The sequence below is a fragment of the Aquisalimonas sp. APHAB1-3 genome (assembly GCF_048323695.1).
In the GTDB taxonomy this organism is placed as follows: domain Bacteria; phylum Pseudomonadota; class Gammaproteobacteria; order Nitrococcales; family Aquisalimonadaceae; genus Aquisalimonas.
The window spans coordinates 100,168-114,522 of record NZ_JBLWFT010000003.1 but is presented as its reverse complement, the minus strand read 5'-3'; the positions used below and the strand labels follow the sequence as shown (position 1 = coordinate 114,522).

Below are 14,355 nucleotides of genomic sequence, written 5' to 3'. Positions count from 1 at the left end.
ATGATCTGCCTCGGGTGCATTGTTGTCTCGGCTCATGCACCCTACAACGAAACAGCGTTATTGCGCAGCTTCGGCGGCCAACAAGAACAGTCACGCGAGGAGAAAACCACCATGATTCAGGCGACCATGCAGGATGCCCCACTGTCATTGAACCACTTCCTGGAGCGGGCCGGCCGGCTCTACGGCGAGTCGGAGCTGGTGACCCGCCGCCCAGACAAGTCCCTCGTGACGCACACCTACGCTGCATTCCACCAGCGCAGCCTGGCTCTGGCGAGCGCCCTGCAGGCCGCCGGCCTCAAGCCCGGCGACCGGGTTGCGACCCTGTGCTGGAATCACCACGCGCATCTGGAGTGCTATTTCGGCATCCCGGCCGCGGGCGGGGTGATGCACACGCTGAATCTGCGCCTGGGGGCGGATGAGCTTGCCTGGATCATGAATCACGCCGAAGACAGGTTCCTGATCGTCGACGATGTCCTCCTGCCGCTCCTCGAACAGGTGCGTGATCAGGTGAGCCTTGAGCGGGTCATCGTGTTCCCGTTCAGCGGCATGGCCGTGGACGACGCGTTCACGGACTACGAGCAGTTCCTGGCCGGCGCGCCGACGGGCTTCCAGTACCCGGAGCACGACGAGAACGACCCGGTGGCCATGTGCTACACCTCCGGCACCACGGGGCGGCCCAAGGGTGTGGTCTATTCCCACCGCTCCGCCGTGCTGCACACGCTCTCCGCCTGTCTGCCCGACAGCTGGGGGCTGACCGCCGGTGATGCCGTGCTGCCGGTGACGCCCATGTTCCACGCCAACAGCTGGGGCGTGCCTTATGCCTGCGTCATGCTGGGCCTGAAGATGATCTTCCCGGGCCCCCACCTTCACCCGGAGGACCTGCTCGACCTGTTCGAGCAGACCCGGCCCACCTATTCACTGGGTGTGCCTTCCATCTGGCTGCCCATGGCCGATCTCATGGATAAACAGCCGGAGCGGTGGGCACTGCCCGCGCACATGCGCATGCTGGTGGGCGGCTCGGCGATGCCGGAGTCGGCAATCCGCGCCTTCGCCCGGCACGGCATGGAGGTGACCCACGGCTGGGGCATGACCGAGACTAGTCCCCTGGCCAGCGTCGCCTCCATCAAACCGGAGCTGCAGCACCTGGACGACGACGCGCGCTTTCCCTATTACGCCACTGCCGGGCTTCCGCAACCCCTGGTGGACCTGCGCATCGTGGGCGACGACGGCGTCGAGCCACCCTGGGATGGCGAGGTCACCGGCGAGATCCAGGTGCACGGCCCGTTCATTACCGGCAGTTACTACCAGGCGCCGGACGCGGCCGACAAGTTTACGCCGGACGGCTGGCTGCGCACGGGGGATGTGGCCAGTATCGATCGCCACGGCTACATCCGAATCGTCGACCGCACCAAGGATCTGATCAAGTCCGGCGGCGAGTGGATCAGTTCGGTGGACCTGGAGAACGCCATCATGGCGCACCCGCGCGTGGCCGAGGCGGCGGTGATCGCGGTGCCGCACCCGAAGTGGGCTGAACGGCCGCTGGCGTGCGTGGTCCGCAAGCCCGGGCAGGACGTCTCGCCCGAGTCCATTCGCAATCTTCTGGCCGAGCGGTTCGCCCGCTGGCAGCTCCCGGACGATTACATCTTCATGGACGAACTGCCGCACACCTCCACGGGCAAACTCTCCAAGGCGACCCTGCGACAGATGCACGAGGCGGGGCAACTCCCGAAAACGGAGTAGGGTTGTAACCGTAGGTTGGACCTTCAGGTCCACCATCGAGATTTCCAGGCAACGGTCCATGACGTCAATGCACGGTCCGCCCGATGGTAGATCTGAAGATCTATCCTACGCCTACGCCCCGACGCAGTCTGGCGGGACGCATTGCCGTGGTAGCCGTAGGGTGGACCTTCAGGTCCACCAACCCAACGAGGCCTACCGTCGCGCCCCCTCCGGTGCCGGTTTACCAAGCGCCTCGAACCCCTTCTCCAGGTGGACGGGGTGACCATGGGGCGTGGTTTCATAGGCGGCGACCCAGGCCTCGCGGAAGGCGGTAAGGTCCTCGGCCGCCGCTTCGCCCCTCCGGGTGAGCAGGCCTTCCAGTGCCCGCAGCCAGTCCAGGTAATACTGGTCCGGCGCGTCCGCGATGCCGGCGTCCGCGGAGCGTTTGCGCTCCGTGGCCAGGGCGTCCGCCCACTCACTCCAGGTGAACACGCCGCACTCGTTCAGGTGGACGGTCATGGCGAAGGCCTGGGCCTGCCAGGGCGCTTCGAACGGAGGCTGTTCGTCACTGCGCATGGAGATAGGTCTCCCACAGGTCGAGCATCACGGTATCGCCTTCAGTCGCCTCGGAACCCCACAGATCCCGCGCCTGGAACTGCACCGTGTAGAGGTGGTCGGGGTGTTCGCCCTGGAAGTGGGCGTTGGTGTCGGGCAGTACGTGGCCGCCGTGGTGGCGCAGGATGATGCCTTCGTGACCGCGGGCGTAACGGGGCAGCCGGGTGTGCCCCTGCGGATGCTCGTTAGTGGTGACCACCCGGTCGCCCACCCGGAACCGGGGCTGCGTGTCGATGTCCCGCTCCGTCGGGCCGCCGCGGCGTAGCATGGCGCGGGCGCCGGCAGCATCCACCGGCGGCGTGAGCGACTCTCCGGCGGGCTCGCCGGTGCGCAGCTCCTCCTCGGTGACCAGGCCGGTTTCCACCATGAGCCGCTCCAGGGCGTCGACCCAGCGCTCGTAGTAGCCGTAGCCCAGGTAGCGTGCCGGGTGCATGTCCTCCCGGGCCCTGCGGCTGGCGTCGATGTTCCAGCGCCCCCAGGCAGCCATGACCACGGTCATCGCCATGGCGCGGTTGTACCAGTCCGGGTGGGGGTGGGTGTCGAGGACGTCCGGCACGGCGCCGAAGCCGTGCATGCCGCCCAGGTCGTGTGCGCCGTTCATGCGTCACCTCCTGCAGTGTCCGGCGTCAGCGCGCGGCCGGCGCCGACCATGGCGTCACGGGTGACCAGGTCCGCCAGCGCTTCTTCGTTCCAGTCGTCGGTCCCGGCGGGGCGCTGCGGGATGACCAGGTAACGGATCTCCGCGGTGCTGTCCCAGAGGCGAATATCGACACTGTCATCCAGGTCCAGGCCGAACTCCCGCAGGACCGCCCGGGGCTCACGGACCGCCCGCGCCCGGTAGGCCTCCGACTTGTACCAGGTGGGCGGGATGCCGAGAACGGTCCACGGGTAGCAGGAGCACAGCGTGCACACCACCAGGTTGTGAACGCGGTCGGTATTCTCCACCGCCACCATGTGCTCGCCCTGACGCCCCTGGTAGCCCAGGTGGGCAATGGCGGCGGTGGCGTCATCCAGCAGCCACTGGCGATACTCGGGGTCCACCCAGGAGCGGGCCACAACGCGTGCGCCGTTGCGCGGCCCCACATCGTTGGAGTAGGTCTCGATGATGGCTTCGAGCGCGCCGGGGTCCACCAGGCCCTTGCGCGTGAGCAGCGACTCGAGCGCCTGGACCCGCAGTGCCGGCTCCGGCGGTACGTGGCTGTGGTCGTGATCATGGTCGTGGTCGTGGCTCATGGGGCGATCCCGGGTTACCGTCATTACCATGACAATAACGCGCCTGAGCGTGGTGTCCATAACAGTGTTTCAGCGGCGGTAGACAGGCGAGGTGCAGGTGACGGGCTGGCTGCGAGTGACGGTGGTCGGTGTGCTGGCAGTGGCGGTGCCGGTGGGTGCCGTGCTGTGGAGTACCTGGATGCCGGGGAAGAGTGTCACCGAGCCCCTGGCGCCCCCCGATGGCGAGACGTCCGCGCTGGCGACGACGCTGGAAGCGGATGTGCGCTCGCTGGCGGAGGGGGTCGGCGAGCGCAACATGCGCACGGACGGTTCCATGGCGGCGACGGTGGACTGGCTGGAGCAGCGCCTCAGTGCAATGGGTGTGGCCCCGGATCGGCATGTCTACGTGCTGCAGGGCGGACGCTGGATGGGGGAGCGCGCCGTCAATGTGGTCGCCGAGGTGCCGGGCACGCGCTCCGCGGACGAGGTGGTGATCGTCGGTGCCCACTACGACACGGTGCCCGGCTCGCCCGGGGCCAACGACAACGCCTCCGGTGTTGCCGTGCTCCTGGCGCTGGCCGCCTGGGCCCGGGAGAACCCGCAGCCGCGCACGCTGCGCTTCATCGCCTTCGCCAATGAGGAGCAGCCCTTCCATCAGACCAGTGACATGGGCAGCGAGGCCTACGCGCGGGACGCGGCCGAGGCGGGTGAGGCGATTACCGCCATGATGGCGCTGGACGGGCTGGGGTACTACAGCAACGCGTCCGGGAGCCAGCACTATCCCTACGACTGGATCCGGTGGTTCTACCCGGACCATGGCAACTTCATCGGCTTCGTCTCCCGCACGCGCGATGCCAATCTCGTGCGGCGCGCCGTTGGCGCCTTCCGCGGTGAGGCCACCATTCCCTCCGAAGGCGCGGCGCTGCCCGCCGCCGTGCCGGGCATTGGCTGGTCGGATCACCGCCCGTTCTGGGATGCCGGGTATGCCGCGTTTCTGGTCACCGATACACTGCCGTTCCGGGATCCCCAATACCATCGCCCGGGCGATACGCCGGAGCGACTGGATTACGATCGTCTCGCCCGCGTGGCCATTGGCCTGCGCGGCGTCGTCGGGGCGCTCGCGACCCCGGGTGGGGAATAACGCGGGTAAAGCGCATGTTACCCAATGCCACCCCTTCACATGCGCATGAAATTCAGTACAATGCGCGATTCACCGAAGCAGCGGGTTTCCCGCATTCCGGACAGTTCTGAGGGATAGTCAATACATGGTTACCATTCGTCTGGCACGTGGCGGCGCCAAGAAGAGCCCCTTCTACTACGTGGTTGTCACCGACAGCCGTGAGGCGCGGGATGGTCGGTTCATCGAGCGTCTGGGCTTCTACAACCCCGTGGCCCGTGGTCAGGAAGCCGAGAATCCGCTGCGCCTGAACCTGGAGCGCGTGGATCACTGGATCGAGCAGGGTGCACGCCCGTCCGAGCGCGTGAACCAGCTGATCAAGAAGGCCCGCAAGGAGCAGCAGGTCAGCGCCTGAGCGGCTGCCTGGTCAAGGGGTGAGTCGCCGTGGCGGATGACGACGACACCCGGCTGATCGTCCTGGGGCGGGTCTCCGGGATTTTCGGCGTGAGTGGATGGGTGCGGATTTATTCCTATACCGATCCGCGCGAGAACATCCTGCAGTACAGTCATTGGCATCTTCCCTTCGATGGGGAGTGGCGCCGTCTCAAGGTTGAGGACGGGCGCCGCCAGGGCAAAGCGGTGGTGGCACGCCTGGAAGGGTGTGACGACCGGGATCAGGCGCGCGCCCTGATGGGCTGTAACATCGCGCTGCCCCGTGCGGAACTGCCGCCGCTGCAGGAAGGCGAGTATTACTGGTTCGACCTCCAGGGCCTGCGGGTTTACAACCGCGAGGGCGTCGACTTCGGTACCGTGTCGCACATGATGGCGACCGGGGCCAATGACGTGCTGGTTGTCCATGGAGAGCGTGAACGGCTGATCCCCCTGGTTCTGGATCAATTCGTTCACCGGGTCGATCTCGAAGCAGGCGTGATCGAGGTCGACTGGGATTCCGACTTCTGAGCGGCAGTGGCCGGAGGGAACATGCGCGTTGACGTCATCACGCTGTTCCCGCAACTGGTCGAGGCGGTTGCTCAGTACGGAGTCACCGGGCGCACGGCCGATCGTGGCCTGCTGCAGCTGGTGACCTGGGATCCGCGGGACGACGCCGTGGATCGCCACAGAACCGTTGATGACCGATCCTACGGCGGCGGTCCGGGGATGGTCATGAAAGTGGAGCCGCTGCGCACCACCATCCGTCGCGCGCGGCAGGACGGCCAGGCGCCGGCCCGCGTGATCCACCTGAGCCCCCAGGGGCGCCGGCTGGATCAGGCGAAAGTGGCGGAACTGGCATCGCGGGAGCGGATCATTCTGCTCTGCAGCCGTTACGAAGGCGTCGACGAGCGGTTGCTGGAAGCGGAAGTGGACGAGGAGCTCTCCATCGGAGATTTCGTCCTAAGTGGCGGTGAGTTGCCCGCCATGACCGTCATCGATGCGGTGAGCCGGCTGTTGCCCGGTGCACTGGGCCACGAGGACTCCGCGGCGGAGGACTCGTTTGCGGCGGGGGTGCTGGACTATCCGCACTACACCCGACCCGAAGACATTGATGGCCAGGGCGTGCCGCCGGTTCTTCTCGGCGGAGACCATCAGGCCATCGCCCGCTGGAGGCGGAAGCAGGCGCTGGGCCGGACGTGGTTGCGTCGGCCCGACCTGCTGGCGGGGCAGGAACTGGACGCGGACAGCCGCAGGCTGCTGCGGGAATTTATCGATGAATATCGAACCGACGACCGGAACAAGCCGGTCTGACACCGGCAGAGGATAACGGCATGACCAACATCATTGACGAGCTCAACAAGGAACAGATCGAGGCGCTGGGCCGCGATGTGCCTGAGTTTGCCCCGGGTGATACCGTGCTGGTGCAGGTGCGCGTCCGGGAAGGCAACCGCGAGCGGCTGCAGCCCTTCGAAGGCGTGGTCATTGCCAAGCGCAACCGCGGCCTGGATTCTGCGTTCACCGTGCGCAAGACCTCTCACGGCACGGGTGTGGAGCGTGTCTTCCAGACCTACAGCCCGCTGATCGAGAGCATCAAGGTCAAGCGTCGTGGTGATGTGCGCCGCGCCAAGCTGTACTACCTGCGCGAGCTCAGCGGCAAGGCCGCCCGCATCCGCGAGAAGGTCTGAGCGGCACCCGAAACGCCGCTTCGGATCGGAACGCCTCGAAGAACCCGCCGGCTGCATCTGCACCGGCGGGTTTTTGCGTGCCCGGCATTGACCAGAGAGCCGTCACGACCCCGTGCGAAGACGCGCCGTCAGCGCCCGCCGTGCCTGCTGGCCGGGCTCGCTGATCAGTGCCACCCCCACAGCCGCCAGCAGGATCCCGCCCCAGGCGGCAAGGGGCATCACCTCACCCAGTACCAGCCAGGCGATTACGGCCGACACCGGCGGAACCAGGAAGAACAGCGCCGAGACCCGCGATGCCAGACCCAGGCGCACCATTGCCAGGAGCAGCGTGACCGCTATCAGGGAGTTGCCGACCACCAGATAGGTGATCGCAATGAGGAACTCGCCGGTCCAGTCCACGCGCAGCGGCTCCAGCGCCCAGGCGATGGGCATCAGCACCAGAAAGCCGATGCCGCACTGAATGATGTTGGCACTCACCGGATGCTGCGCGACTCCGAAGCGTTTCTCGTACAGAGTCGCGGATGTCATGGCCAGCAGCGAACACACGGCAAACCCGACGCTGATCAGCGAGGTCGTCTCCACCGCCATGCGGGAGGTAATCACGATGCCGGCGCCCAGAAGGCCCAGGATCAGGCCTATCCAGCCCTGCAGGTTGACCCGCTCCCCCACCAGCGGCGCCGCCAGAAAGCCGACCACGATCGGGTGGAGGGAGGCGATCAGCGCCACGGCACCCGCCGACAGGCCGTACTCCAGCGCCATGTAAACGCCGCCGAAGAAGAACACCTGAATGCACAGGCCGACCACCGCCACATGCAGCCATTCAAGCGGTGTCTTCGGCAACGCCGGGCGCAACAGCAAGTACAGCGGCAGCAGCACCGCCACCACCAGCGCGTAGCGTAAGGCCAGCAGCGTCATTGGATCGGTGTGAGGCAGCGCCATGGCGGCGAAGACGAAGCCGCTGGCCCACATCAGCAGGAACACCACCGGGGCGCCTTTCAGCGCCTGCTCGAGAATCGCGCGGTTCATGGGCTGCCTGTCAGTCCCTTGGGTGCGTTGTACTGAATGGCGGGCCGGGCGCCCCTCGAATCGGTTATCATGCCTGTTCCGGAAACACCGTTATAACCCCTGGCCGCATAGATCGGTCCCATAACGACAAACGAGGAGAGACGCCCATGAGACGCACTCTCGGCCTGATTCTGTTCACTCTGGCCTGCATGCCTCTGGCCGCTGCGGCGGAGGACGGCGAGAAGCTCCGCGACTACCTGGAAGGGACCTGCGCCATGGCGGGTGCCGGCAAGGGCGCCCCGGACCATGACGACTGCATGGCCGAGGAGCGCGAATCGTTCGAGGATAACCTGGCGAGCATGCGCGAGCGGTTCGAAGCGGCGTGTGAAGACGCCTCCGGTGACGACCGCGCGGCGTGCATGCGCGAGCAGGGTGAACGGAAGGCGGATGAGTTCCGCGGTCACATCGACGCGGTTGAAGACGACACCCGCGCCCGTGGCGCCGAAGAACTGCACGAGCGCCTGTCGCAACTGTGCACCCAGGTGCTGCGCCAGTCGCCGGGCAGTGCGTCTCACGACTACTGTATTGCGCAGCATGCGATTCAGTACTCCTACTTCGCCGAAGCGGCCGTGGAAGCCCTGGAGCAGAACCCGGACCTGAGCGGCTACTGAGGCGCATGGTCGCCGGCGCCGGGATGGCGTGCACTGTGCTATCCCGGTGTTACCGCCGCATGCTGAACGCCTGTGGCCGGCCGTCGGGGTGCAGGGTCAGCAGCAGCACGAGCCCGTAGCAGACCGCCCCCGCCAGCAGCACTTCGCTGAGACCGACTGTCATGGCGATGACCACTGCGGTCACGGCGCCGAGCACCGAGAAGACCCCGTTGATCGCCCACATCCAGGGTACTGCGTCGCCATGGCGCTGGAGATCCAGGGAGCGCACCACGATGGGGAACGGAAAGCCCAGGGCGAAGGAGAGCGGCGCAATCAACACAGCGCTGGCGACGATCCGGCCGGAGAGGCCCAGGGGCATCAGCCAGTCGAGGAGCGCAGGCAACCACCACGCGAATGCCAGCGTGACAACCACCACGGCCGCTGCTGCCGCCGCTAGGGCGGCACCGAAGCGTGTGGGCGCGACCCGGCTGGATACCAGGCTCCCCAGCCCCATGAATACCAGCAGGGCGAACAGAAGCACCGCCAGCGACAGCACCGGATCGCCGAGGAACAGGGTCAGGCGCTGAACCAGCGACACCTCGACGAGCATGAAACCCAGCCCGATTGCCGCGAACAGCAGCACCTGCCGCGGCAATCGTCGCTTGCCGCCGGTCGGGTGGCGGAACCCGCGGGCAAGGGGTGGGAGCAGCACCAGGGCACCGGCTCCCAGCGCGGCCCAGAACAGCCACTGGATGGCCTCGGGCAGCTCCTGTTCGAAGTGGTAGAAAAAGGGACGATTGTCCGTTACCGCCGAGAGGTTGTGACCCTGTTCCTCGACCCGTGCCACGGCGTCGTCCAGCGACAATCCCCCGTGGGCCATGGCCTGCAACAGCGGGTTCATGGCCCCCTGCTGGCGCACGTGCGGCGCGAAACTGGCGTTCGTGGAGAAACCCACGTTGCCGGCCTGCCGGAGAATGCGCCGGGCCGTGGAGGGCGAAAACGGCTCGTCCGCCACCACGAACACGGGGTAGGGGAACGAGCCGAGAATGTAGATGTGCTCCATCGCCTCGGGCGTGTCCATGTCCCGGCCGGCCATGGCATCGAGGGTGATCCGCAGCAGTCGCAGAATGGCCAGCTCATCGTGGGTTACCACCACGAGCTGGCCGCCTTCGTTGAGGTGATCCAGGTACTCGCCCACCGCCTGTTCCGTCAGCAGGAAGTTCTCCGTCAGGGCGAAGCCCTCCCGGCTGCGGCTGGTGTTGGTGACCGGCAGGCTCATGAAGATGAGGTCGTAGGAATCATCGCTGCGTTTGATGAAGTGTCGGCCTTCGCCGTGGCGGACGTTGATATGGTCGAAATCGGTATAGAGACCGCCGTTGTAGGCCCCCTGGTCGCGGACGATGCCCAGGAGTTCCCGGTTGACCTCCACCGCCGTGATCGACTCGAATCCGGCCCGCGCGGCCAGGAGCACGTCCCGGCCGCCACCGGGGCCGATGATCAGCGCGTTGTCGCGCCGCTGCTCGTCCATGAACAGAAAGGGGAAGCGCCCGGGGAACTCCTGCTCCAGCGTTTCCACGGCATCGCCCGGGTTCGCCAGATCACCCGTAAAACGGTACATGGGCGTGCCTGCCGTGCCGTCGATGTACAGGTCGCGGTGGTGGTCGGTGCGGGCGTAGGTGATGAGGTCCGTGCGACCGAAGGCGCTCCAGCGGGTGTCGGTCACGGCTCCCTCGCGAGGGCCGTGAATGGCGTCGTGGATCTCCTTCTCCGGGTTGTTGCCCACGGGCAGATCCGTGCCGAGCGTGCCGGTTGCCTGCAGCAGCGTGAGCCCCAGGGTCGCGATCAGGGCCAGCCCGGAGGCGGTGAGCGCCAGCGCCCGGCCGCCTTCCGCGGCCCGCGCCAGCAATAGACTGCCGCCCGCCGCCAGGGCTGCCAGCGCGAAACTGCCGCCGATGCCGCCCCAGATATTCAGCGCGATCACCGCCACCACTGCACCGGCGGCGGCACCGACCAGGTCGGCACCGTAGAGCGGTCCGCTCATGGCGGCGTGGCGGCGGTAGAGCTCGGCGAAGAACAGGCCGGCGGCCAGAAACGGCAGGAAAATGACCGCAAAGAAGGCGAGCCCGTATTCGTGCATGCTGGACCGCTGTGCCAGGGCGAGCACCAGGCCGATGGCGATGGCGATCACCACGGCGGACGCGGCGCCGAACAGTGCCAGAAGTGCAGGCGCCGTGCGCGTCCCCACCCAGCGCCGGTGCAGGAGGTGGACCACGACCCCGCCCACCCCGAGCCCCAGGAGCGCCAGTGACACCACGGCGAACACGTAGTGATGGGAGAGGGCGACCGAAAGCACCCGGGTGAGTGTGATCTGCAGGCCGAGAAAGGCCAGCGAGATGAGGAACACCCCCGCGAGCAGGGTGGCAACCCTGCTCGCGGGGCGCTCCGCCACCGACGGCGTCGTCTGCGTCGTCTGCGTCGCCGTCATGGGGTTATCGGGCGACGAACTGCGGCAGCCAGGTAATGATCTCCGGGAAGAACGCCAGGATCACGATGGCCACCAGCTGCAGCAGCAGGAACGGGACGACGCCCCGGTAGATGTCGAACATGTGCACACCCCTGGGTACCGTGCCCTTCAGGTAGAACAGGGCGTACCCCACTGGCGGCGTGAGGAACGACGCCTGCAGGTTGACCGCGATCATCATGATCAGCCACAGCTCGTTGAACCCGAGCAGCGTGCCCAGAGGCAGGAAGATCGGGAACACGATCAGGATGATGCCGATCCAGTCGATGAGGAAGCCGAGGATGAATACCACCAGCATCATCATCGCAAAGGTGCCCCAGCGACCGAGCTGATCGTCCAGAATCAGCACCAGGTCCGTGACCACGTCGCGGCCGCCCACGGCGAAGAACACCTGAGTAAACAGCGTCGCGCCGACAATCACCGCCAGCACCATGCAGCTCGTGCGCGTGGTGCTCCAGGTCGCCTCGCCGACTGCCTTCAGATTGAAACGCCCGTAGAGCGCCATCAGCACCAGCGCGAGGAATGCACCGATGGCGGAGGCCTCGGTGGGGGTGGCGAAACCGAACCAGATGGAGCCCAGCACGCCGAAGATCAGCAGGATCGGCGGCACCATGTTGAGCAGGATCATGCCGGTGATCTGCAGGCCGGAGTAGCGGTCCAGCTCTTCCTTCGGCAGTGCCGGCCCCATGGCCGGCTGGAACCAGCAGCGGATCAGGATGTAGAAGAAATACAGGCCGGCGAGCAGCAGCCCCGGCAGCAGCCCGGCGGCGAACAGCCGCCCCACGGACTCACCGGACTGGTCGGCCATGATCACCAGCATGATGCTCGGCGGAATGATGATGCCAATGGTGCCGCCGGCAGCCACGGTGCCCGTGGCCAGGCGCTTGTCGTAGCCGTACTTGAGCATGGCCGGAATGGCCATCAGCGACATGCTCACCACGGTCGCGCCCATGACGCCGGTGACCGCGGCGAACACGGTGGAGAGCAGCACCACCGTCAACGCGATGGCGCCGTTGAGGCGGCCGAAGGCGTAGAGCAGCGACTGGAACAGCTTGTCGGCGATCCCCGAGCGCTCCAGTATCGATGCCATGAAGATGAACATCGGTATCGCCATCAACAGCGAGTTGGTGGCGGTGCTCCACATGCGGTTGGCGAACATGGGGAAGACGCGTTCGCCCAGTTCCCAGTAGCCGAATATGATCGCCAGCCCGGCCAGGACAAAGGCGATGGGCCCGCCGAGCAGGATGCCGATCAGCACCCCGAGGAACATGAGTAGGACGACGATTTCCGCTTCCATTAGTTCTTGTCCTCAAGCGTCTCGCCGCGGGTGAGGAACAGCACATTCTTGCTGACCAGCCCGAGCAGCTGAATGCCCAGCAGAATGATCCCGATGGGGATGACGGTCTTCGCCGGGTAGACGGGTGAGTTGAATGATGTGGGTGCGCGCTCGCCCGACGCCCACGAGCGGGCCGCGAAGTCGTAGGCCGTGGGAATCATCACGTACACGAATGCACCGACAAACACGATGTAGACGATGGTCTCCAGCGCCACCTGGACACGCTTCGGAAGAAACGCGGTGAATGCGTCCACCACCACGTGCTCCCGGTAGTAGAGCGTGTAGCCGAGGGCGAGAATGAAATGCGCGCAGAACAGGTAGACCAGGATTTCCTGGGTCCAGGCGTGGGGCGTGCCGATGATCCGCCGGGTGACCACCTCGAACAGGGCGATCCCCATCAGCACGAACAGAATCCAGCTGACCAGGTATTTCCCCAGGTAGTAGTTGATCCGGTCAATGAACCTCAAAAAGGCGATCAGGGCGTTCACTGTTGCCTCCGGCAAATAAGCGTCCGTGCGCCGGCCGGGGCCGGCGCACGGACAGTTACGCTAGGAATTGCAGCACGGCCAGATCAGTCGCGCACCGGGTGGTTCTCGTACGTGTCGCCCGGCTGCCAGAAGGCCTGGTCGCTGTTGCGCTCCTTGGCATCGCGAACGACCTCCATGGTCTCCTCGTACACGCCGTGCTCTTCGGCGATCTCCACCAGCCGCTCGTGGGTCTCTTCCAGGGTGTCCCAGGTGAAGCCGTGCATGAACGGCTGCTGATACTCGCGCCAGTCGGCCATGGTCACCAGGTAGTCGTACATGGAGACGGCCAGTTTGGCGTGATCCGGGTTGTCCTGGGCATCCTCGATCAGGCGTTCCTCGGTGAGCTCCAGCACCCGGTCCAGCACCTCGTCCTCGAGCCGGGTGATTTCCATCCCGGACTCCACGAACTTCTCGGTGTACTCACCGGCCGTTTCCTCGAAGTAAGTGTACGACCACATCATGGTCGTCATGGCCGCCTGCTTCATGACGAACTTGGTGAAGTCATCCAGCTGATCGTAGGACGACTGGTTGACCATCACGCCGGAGACCGGGCCCGGCTGGTGCCAGCCTGGTCCGACAACGTAGTCGGTGACTTCCTGCAGGCCCATGTTCCAGTCCACCTCGGGGACGGAGAACTCGGCGCCATCAAGCACGCCACGGTCCAGAGCCGCGTACACCTCACCACCCGGGGTGAACACCGCCGAAGCGCCCATGTCCTCGAGGATGCGCGACTGGTTGCGGCCGCACTGGCGGAGACGCAGGCCCTCGTAGTCCTCCGGGCTCCTGATGGGCACGTTGGTGCGTTGGCCGGCTTCCGGGGTGGCCACGTTGTGCGGGAACCACTTGATGCCGTACTGGCCGTAGATCTCGTTGGAGAGCTCGTAGCCGCCGTGCTGCCAGAACCAGTTCATGTAGTCGTTCGGGCTGAAGATCATCGGCACCGAGGTGACCAGCGAGAACGCCGTGTTGCGGCCTTCCCAGTAGCTCGGCCAGTCGGAGCCCATGTCGATGGAGCCTGCCTGGACGTCGTCGAACATGTCCGTGGACGACGAGAAGGTGCCGCCGTCGTAGTAGGCAATGTCCACGTGTTCGTAGGCGAGGGTGTTGACCAGGTTGACGTAGTACCTGTCCGGGCGCCAGAGCGTGATGGCGCTGGGCCAGGCCGTCTCGAAGATCAGTTCAGTGGGGGAGTCAGGGCGCTCCAGCTCCGCGTGGGCGGTATTGATGGTCGAGGAACCGAAATAGGTCGCCGCAGCGAGCGTGCCGGCCGCCGCAACGGACAGAGCGGTTGCCCCGTGCTTTGCCGAGAGATGACGAATCATCATGATTTCTCCTCCGATTCTTTTGAGTCGAGGCCGCATGCCAGCGCATGCATTAGATTGATTCCAATTAGTATTGCCTCAGAAACTACCGATTCTTCTGGTTATTTCCCTCCCTTGCGCCAACGTGTGTAGTAACAGAGTTACCACCCGGAACCAAGTATTGGGATTCACAATCTCGGTTCCACATGGACGATTTCGACCCGGGTGTACTCCA

15 protein-coding genes are annotated in these 14,355 nt (G+C 65.7%); 7 read left to right on the top strand and 8 right to left on the bottom strand.

Going from position 1 to position 14,355, the window contains the following annotated elements; all coding sequences use genetic code 11:
• Nucleotides 1–111: 111 nt before the first annotated feature.
• Complete coding sequence (locus ACNSTU_RS07475) at nt 112–1,740, top strand: long-chain fatty acid--CoA ligase (RefSeq protein ID WP_290630754.1); 1,629 nt, start codon at nt 112–114, stop codon at nt 1,738–1,740.
• 192 nt (nt 1,741–1,932) lie between these two features.
• Here ACNSTU_RS07475 and ACNSTU_RS07470 read toward each other — a convergent pair whose 3' ends face one another.
• The 3 genes from ACNSTU_RS07470 to nthA are packed head-to-tail and all read right to left on the bottom strand — an operon-like array spanning nt 1,933 to nt 3,567.
• Entirely contained in the window at nt 1,933–2,295 is a 363-nt protein-coding gene (locus ACNSTU_RS07470; RefSeq protein WP_290630756.1) for a nitrile hydratase accessory protein, read from the bottom strand.
• The gene (nthB, locus tag ACNSTU_RS07465) at nt 2,285–2,935 is read right to left on the bottom strand and encodes a nitrile hydratase subunit beta (protein WP_290630761.1); all 651 of its coding nucleotides are present in this window, start codon (nt 2,933–2,935) and stop codon (nt 2,285–2,287) included. Before nthB ends, ACNSTU_RS07470 begins: the two co-directional genes overlap by 11 nt.
• On the bottom strand, nt 2,932–3,567 hold the full coding sequence (nthA, locus tag ACNSTU_RS07460; protein ID WP_290630763.1) for a nitrile hydratase subunit alpha: 636 nt from the start codon (nt 3,565–3,567) through the stop codon (nt 2,932–2,934). Before nthA ends, nthB begins: the two co-directional genes overlap by 4 nt.
• Nucleotides 3,568–3,664: 97 nt before the next feature.
• Here nthA and ACNSTU_RS07455 point away from each other — a divergent pair, with 97 nt between their 5' ends.
• From ACNSTU_RS07455 to rplS, 5 genes are all read left to right on the top strand, one after another.
• Nucleotides 3,665–4,687 (top strand): M20/M25/M40 family metallo-hydrolase, encoded by a 1,023-nt coding sequence (locus ACNSTU_RS07455; RefSeq protein WP_418212223.1) that lies wholly within the window; start codon nt 3,665–3,667, stop codon nt 4,685–4,687.
• Nucleotides 4,688–4,811: 124 nt separating this feature from the next.
• Nucleotides 4,812–5,078: a 30S ribosomal protein S16 gene (gene rpsP, locus ACNSTU_RS07450; RefSeq protein WP_091646316.1), complete on the top strand. Its 267-nt coding sequence runs from the start codon at nt 4,812–4,814 to the stop codon at nt 5,076–5,078.
• 29 nt (nt 5,079–5,107) lie between these two features.
• Nucleotides 5,108–5,623, top strand: coding sequence for a ribosome maturation factor RimM (gene rimM, locus ACNSTU_RS07445; protein WP_290637063.1), 516 nt, complete (start codon nt 5,108–5,110; stop codon nt 5,621–5,623).
• Between the two features lie 21 nt (nt 5,624–5,644).
• Nucleotides 5,645–6,406: a tRNA (guanosine(37)-N1)-methyltransferase TrmD gene (gene trmD / locus ACNSTU_RS07440; protein ID WP_290637062.1), complete on the top strand. Its 762-nt coding sequence runs from the start codon at nt 5,645–5,647 to the stop codon at nt 6,404–6,406.
• A gap of 20 nt (nt 6,407–6,426) precedes the next feature.
• Entirely contained in the window at nt 6,427–6,780 is a 354-nt protein-coding gene (rplS, locus tag ACNSTU_RS07435) for a 50S ribosomal protein L19 (RefSeq protein ID WP_091646321.1), read from the top strand.
• Between the two features lie 102 nt (nt 6,781–6,882).
• Here rplS and ACNSTU_RS07430 read toward each other — a convergent pair whose 3' ends face one another.
• Nucleotides 6,883–7,806, bottom strand: a complete 924-nt coding sequence (locus tag ACNSTU_RS07430; RefSeq protein ID WP_290630774.1) for a DMT family transporter — start codon at nt 7,804–7,806, stop codon at nt 6,883–6,885.
• Nucleotides 7,807–7,952: 146 nt separating this feature from the next.
• On the opposite strand from ACNSTU_RS07430, the gene ACNSTU_RS07425 reads away from it, so the two are divergent.
• Nucleotides 7,953–8,456 carry a hypothetical protein gene (locus tag ACNSTU_RS07425; protein WP_290630776.1) on the top strand — a complete coding sequence of 168 codons (504 nt, stop codon included), beginning with the start codon at nt 7,953–7,955 and terminating at the stop codon, nt 8,454–8,456.
• A gap of 49 nt (nt 8,457–8,505) precedes the next feature.
• Here the strand turns inward: ACNSTU_RS07425 and ACNSTU_RS07420 are convergent, their stop codons facing one another.
• From ACNSTU_RS07420 to dctP, 4 genes are all read right to left on the bottom strand, one after another.
• Nucleotides 8,506–10,920, bottom strand: coding sequence for a hypothetical protein (locus ACNSTU_RS07420; protein WP_418212222.1), 2,415 nt, complete (start codon nt 10,918–10,920; stop codon nt 8,506–8,508).
• 4 nt (nt 10,921–10,924) lie between these two features.
• Nucleotides 10,925–12,253 (bottom strand): TRAP transporter large permease, encoded by a 1,329-nt coding sequence (locus ACNSTU_RS07415; protein WP_290630780.1) that lies wholly within the window; start codon nt 12,251–12,253, stop codon nt 10,925–10,927.
• Nucleotides 12,253–12,780 carry a TRAP transporter small permease subunit gene (locus ACNSTU_RS07410; protein WP_290630782.1) on the bottom strand — a complete coding sequence of 176 codons (528 nt, stop codon included), beginning with the start codon at nt 12,778–12,780 and terminating at the stop codon, nt 12,253–12,255. The genes ACNSTU_RS07415 and ACNSTU_RS07410 overlap by 1 nt, the downstream gene beginning before the upstream one ends.
• 83 nt (nt 12,781–12,863) lie before the next feature.
• Nucleotides 12,864–14,144: a TRAP transporter substrate-binding protein DctP gene (dctP, locus tag ACNSTU_RS07405; RefSeq protein WP_290630784.1), complete on the bottom strand. Its 1,281-nt coding sequence runs from the start codon at nt 14,142–14,144 to the stop codon at nt 12,864–12,866.
• Nucleotides 14,145–14,355 lie beyond the last annotated feature (211 nt).

What these genes read in the sequence shown, in the direction of transcription:
- ACNSTU_RS07475 (WP_290630754.1), top strand. Translation starts at nt 112, where the DNA reads ATGATTCAGGCGACCATGCAGGATGCCCCACTGTCATTGAACCACTTC.
- ACNSTU_RS07430 (WP_290630774.1), bottom strand. Translation starts at nt 7,806, where the DNA reads ATGAACCGCGCGATTCTCGAGCAGGCGCTGAAAGGCGCCCCGGTGGTG.
- dctP (WP_290630784.1), bottom strand. Translation starts at nt 14,144, where the DNA reads ATGATGATTCGTCATCTCTCGGCAAAGCACGGGGCAACCGCTCTGTCC.
- ACNSTU_RS07420 (WP_418212222.1), bottom strand. Translation starts at nt 10,920, where the DNA reads ATGACGGCGACGCAGACGACGCAGACGACGCCGTCGGTGGCGGAGCGC.
- rpsP (WP_091646316.1), top strand. Translation starts at nt 4,812, where the DNA reads ATGGTTACCATTCGTCTGGCACGTGGCGGCGCCAAGAAGAGCCCCTTC.
- ACNSTU_RS07470 (WP_290630756.1), bottom strand. Translation starts at nt 2,295, where the DNA reads ATGCGCAGTGACGAACAGCCTCCGTTCGAAGCGCCCTGGCAGGCCCAG.
- rplS (WP_091646321.1), top strand. Translation starts at nt 6,427, where the DNA reads ATGACCAACATCATTGACGAGCTCAACAAGGAACAGATCGAGGCGCTG.
- ACNSTU_RS07415 (WP_290630780.1), bottom strand. Translation starts at nt 12,253, where the DNA reads ATGGAAGCGGAAATCGTCGTCCTACTCATGTTCCTCGGGGTGCTGATC.
- ACNSTU_RS07425 (WP_290630776.1), top strand. Translation starts at nt 7,953, where the DNA reads ATGAGACGCACTCTCGGCCTGATTCTGTTCACTCTGGCCTGCATGCCT.
- trmD (WP_290637062.1), top strand. Translation starts at nt 5,645, where the DNA reads ATGCGCGTTGACGTCATCACGCTGTTCCCGCAACTGGTCGAGGCGGTT.
- nthA (WP_290630763.1), bottom strand. Translation starts at nt 3,567, where the DNA reads ATGAGCCACGACCACGACCATGATCACGACCACAGCCACGTACCGCCG.
- nthB (WP_290630761.1), bottom strand. Translation starts at nt 2,935, where the DNA reads ATGAACGGCGCACACGACCTGGGCGGCATGCACGGCTTCGGCGCCGTG.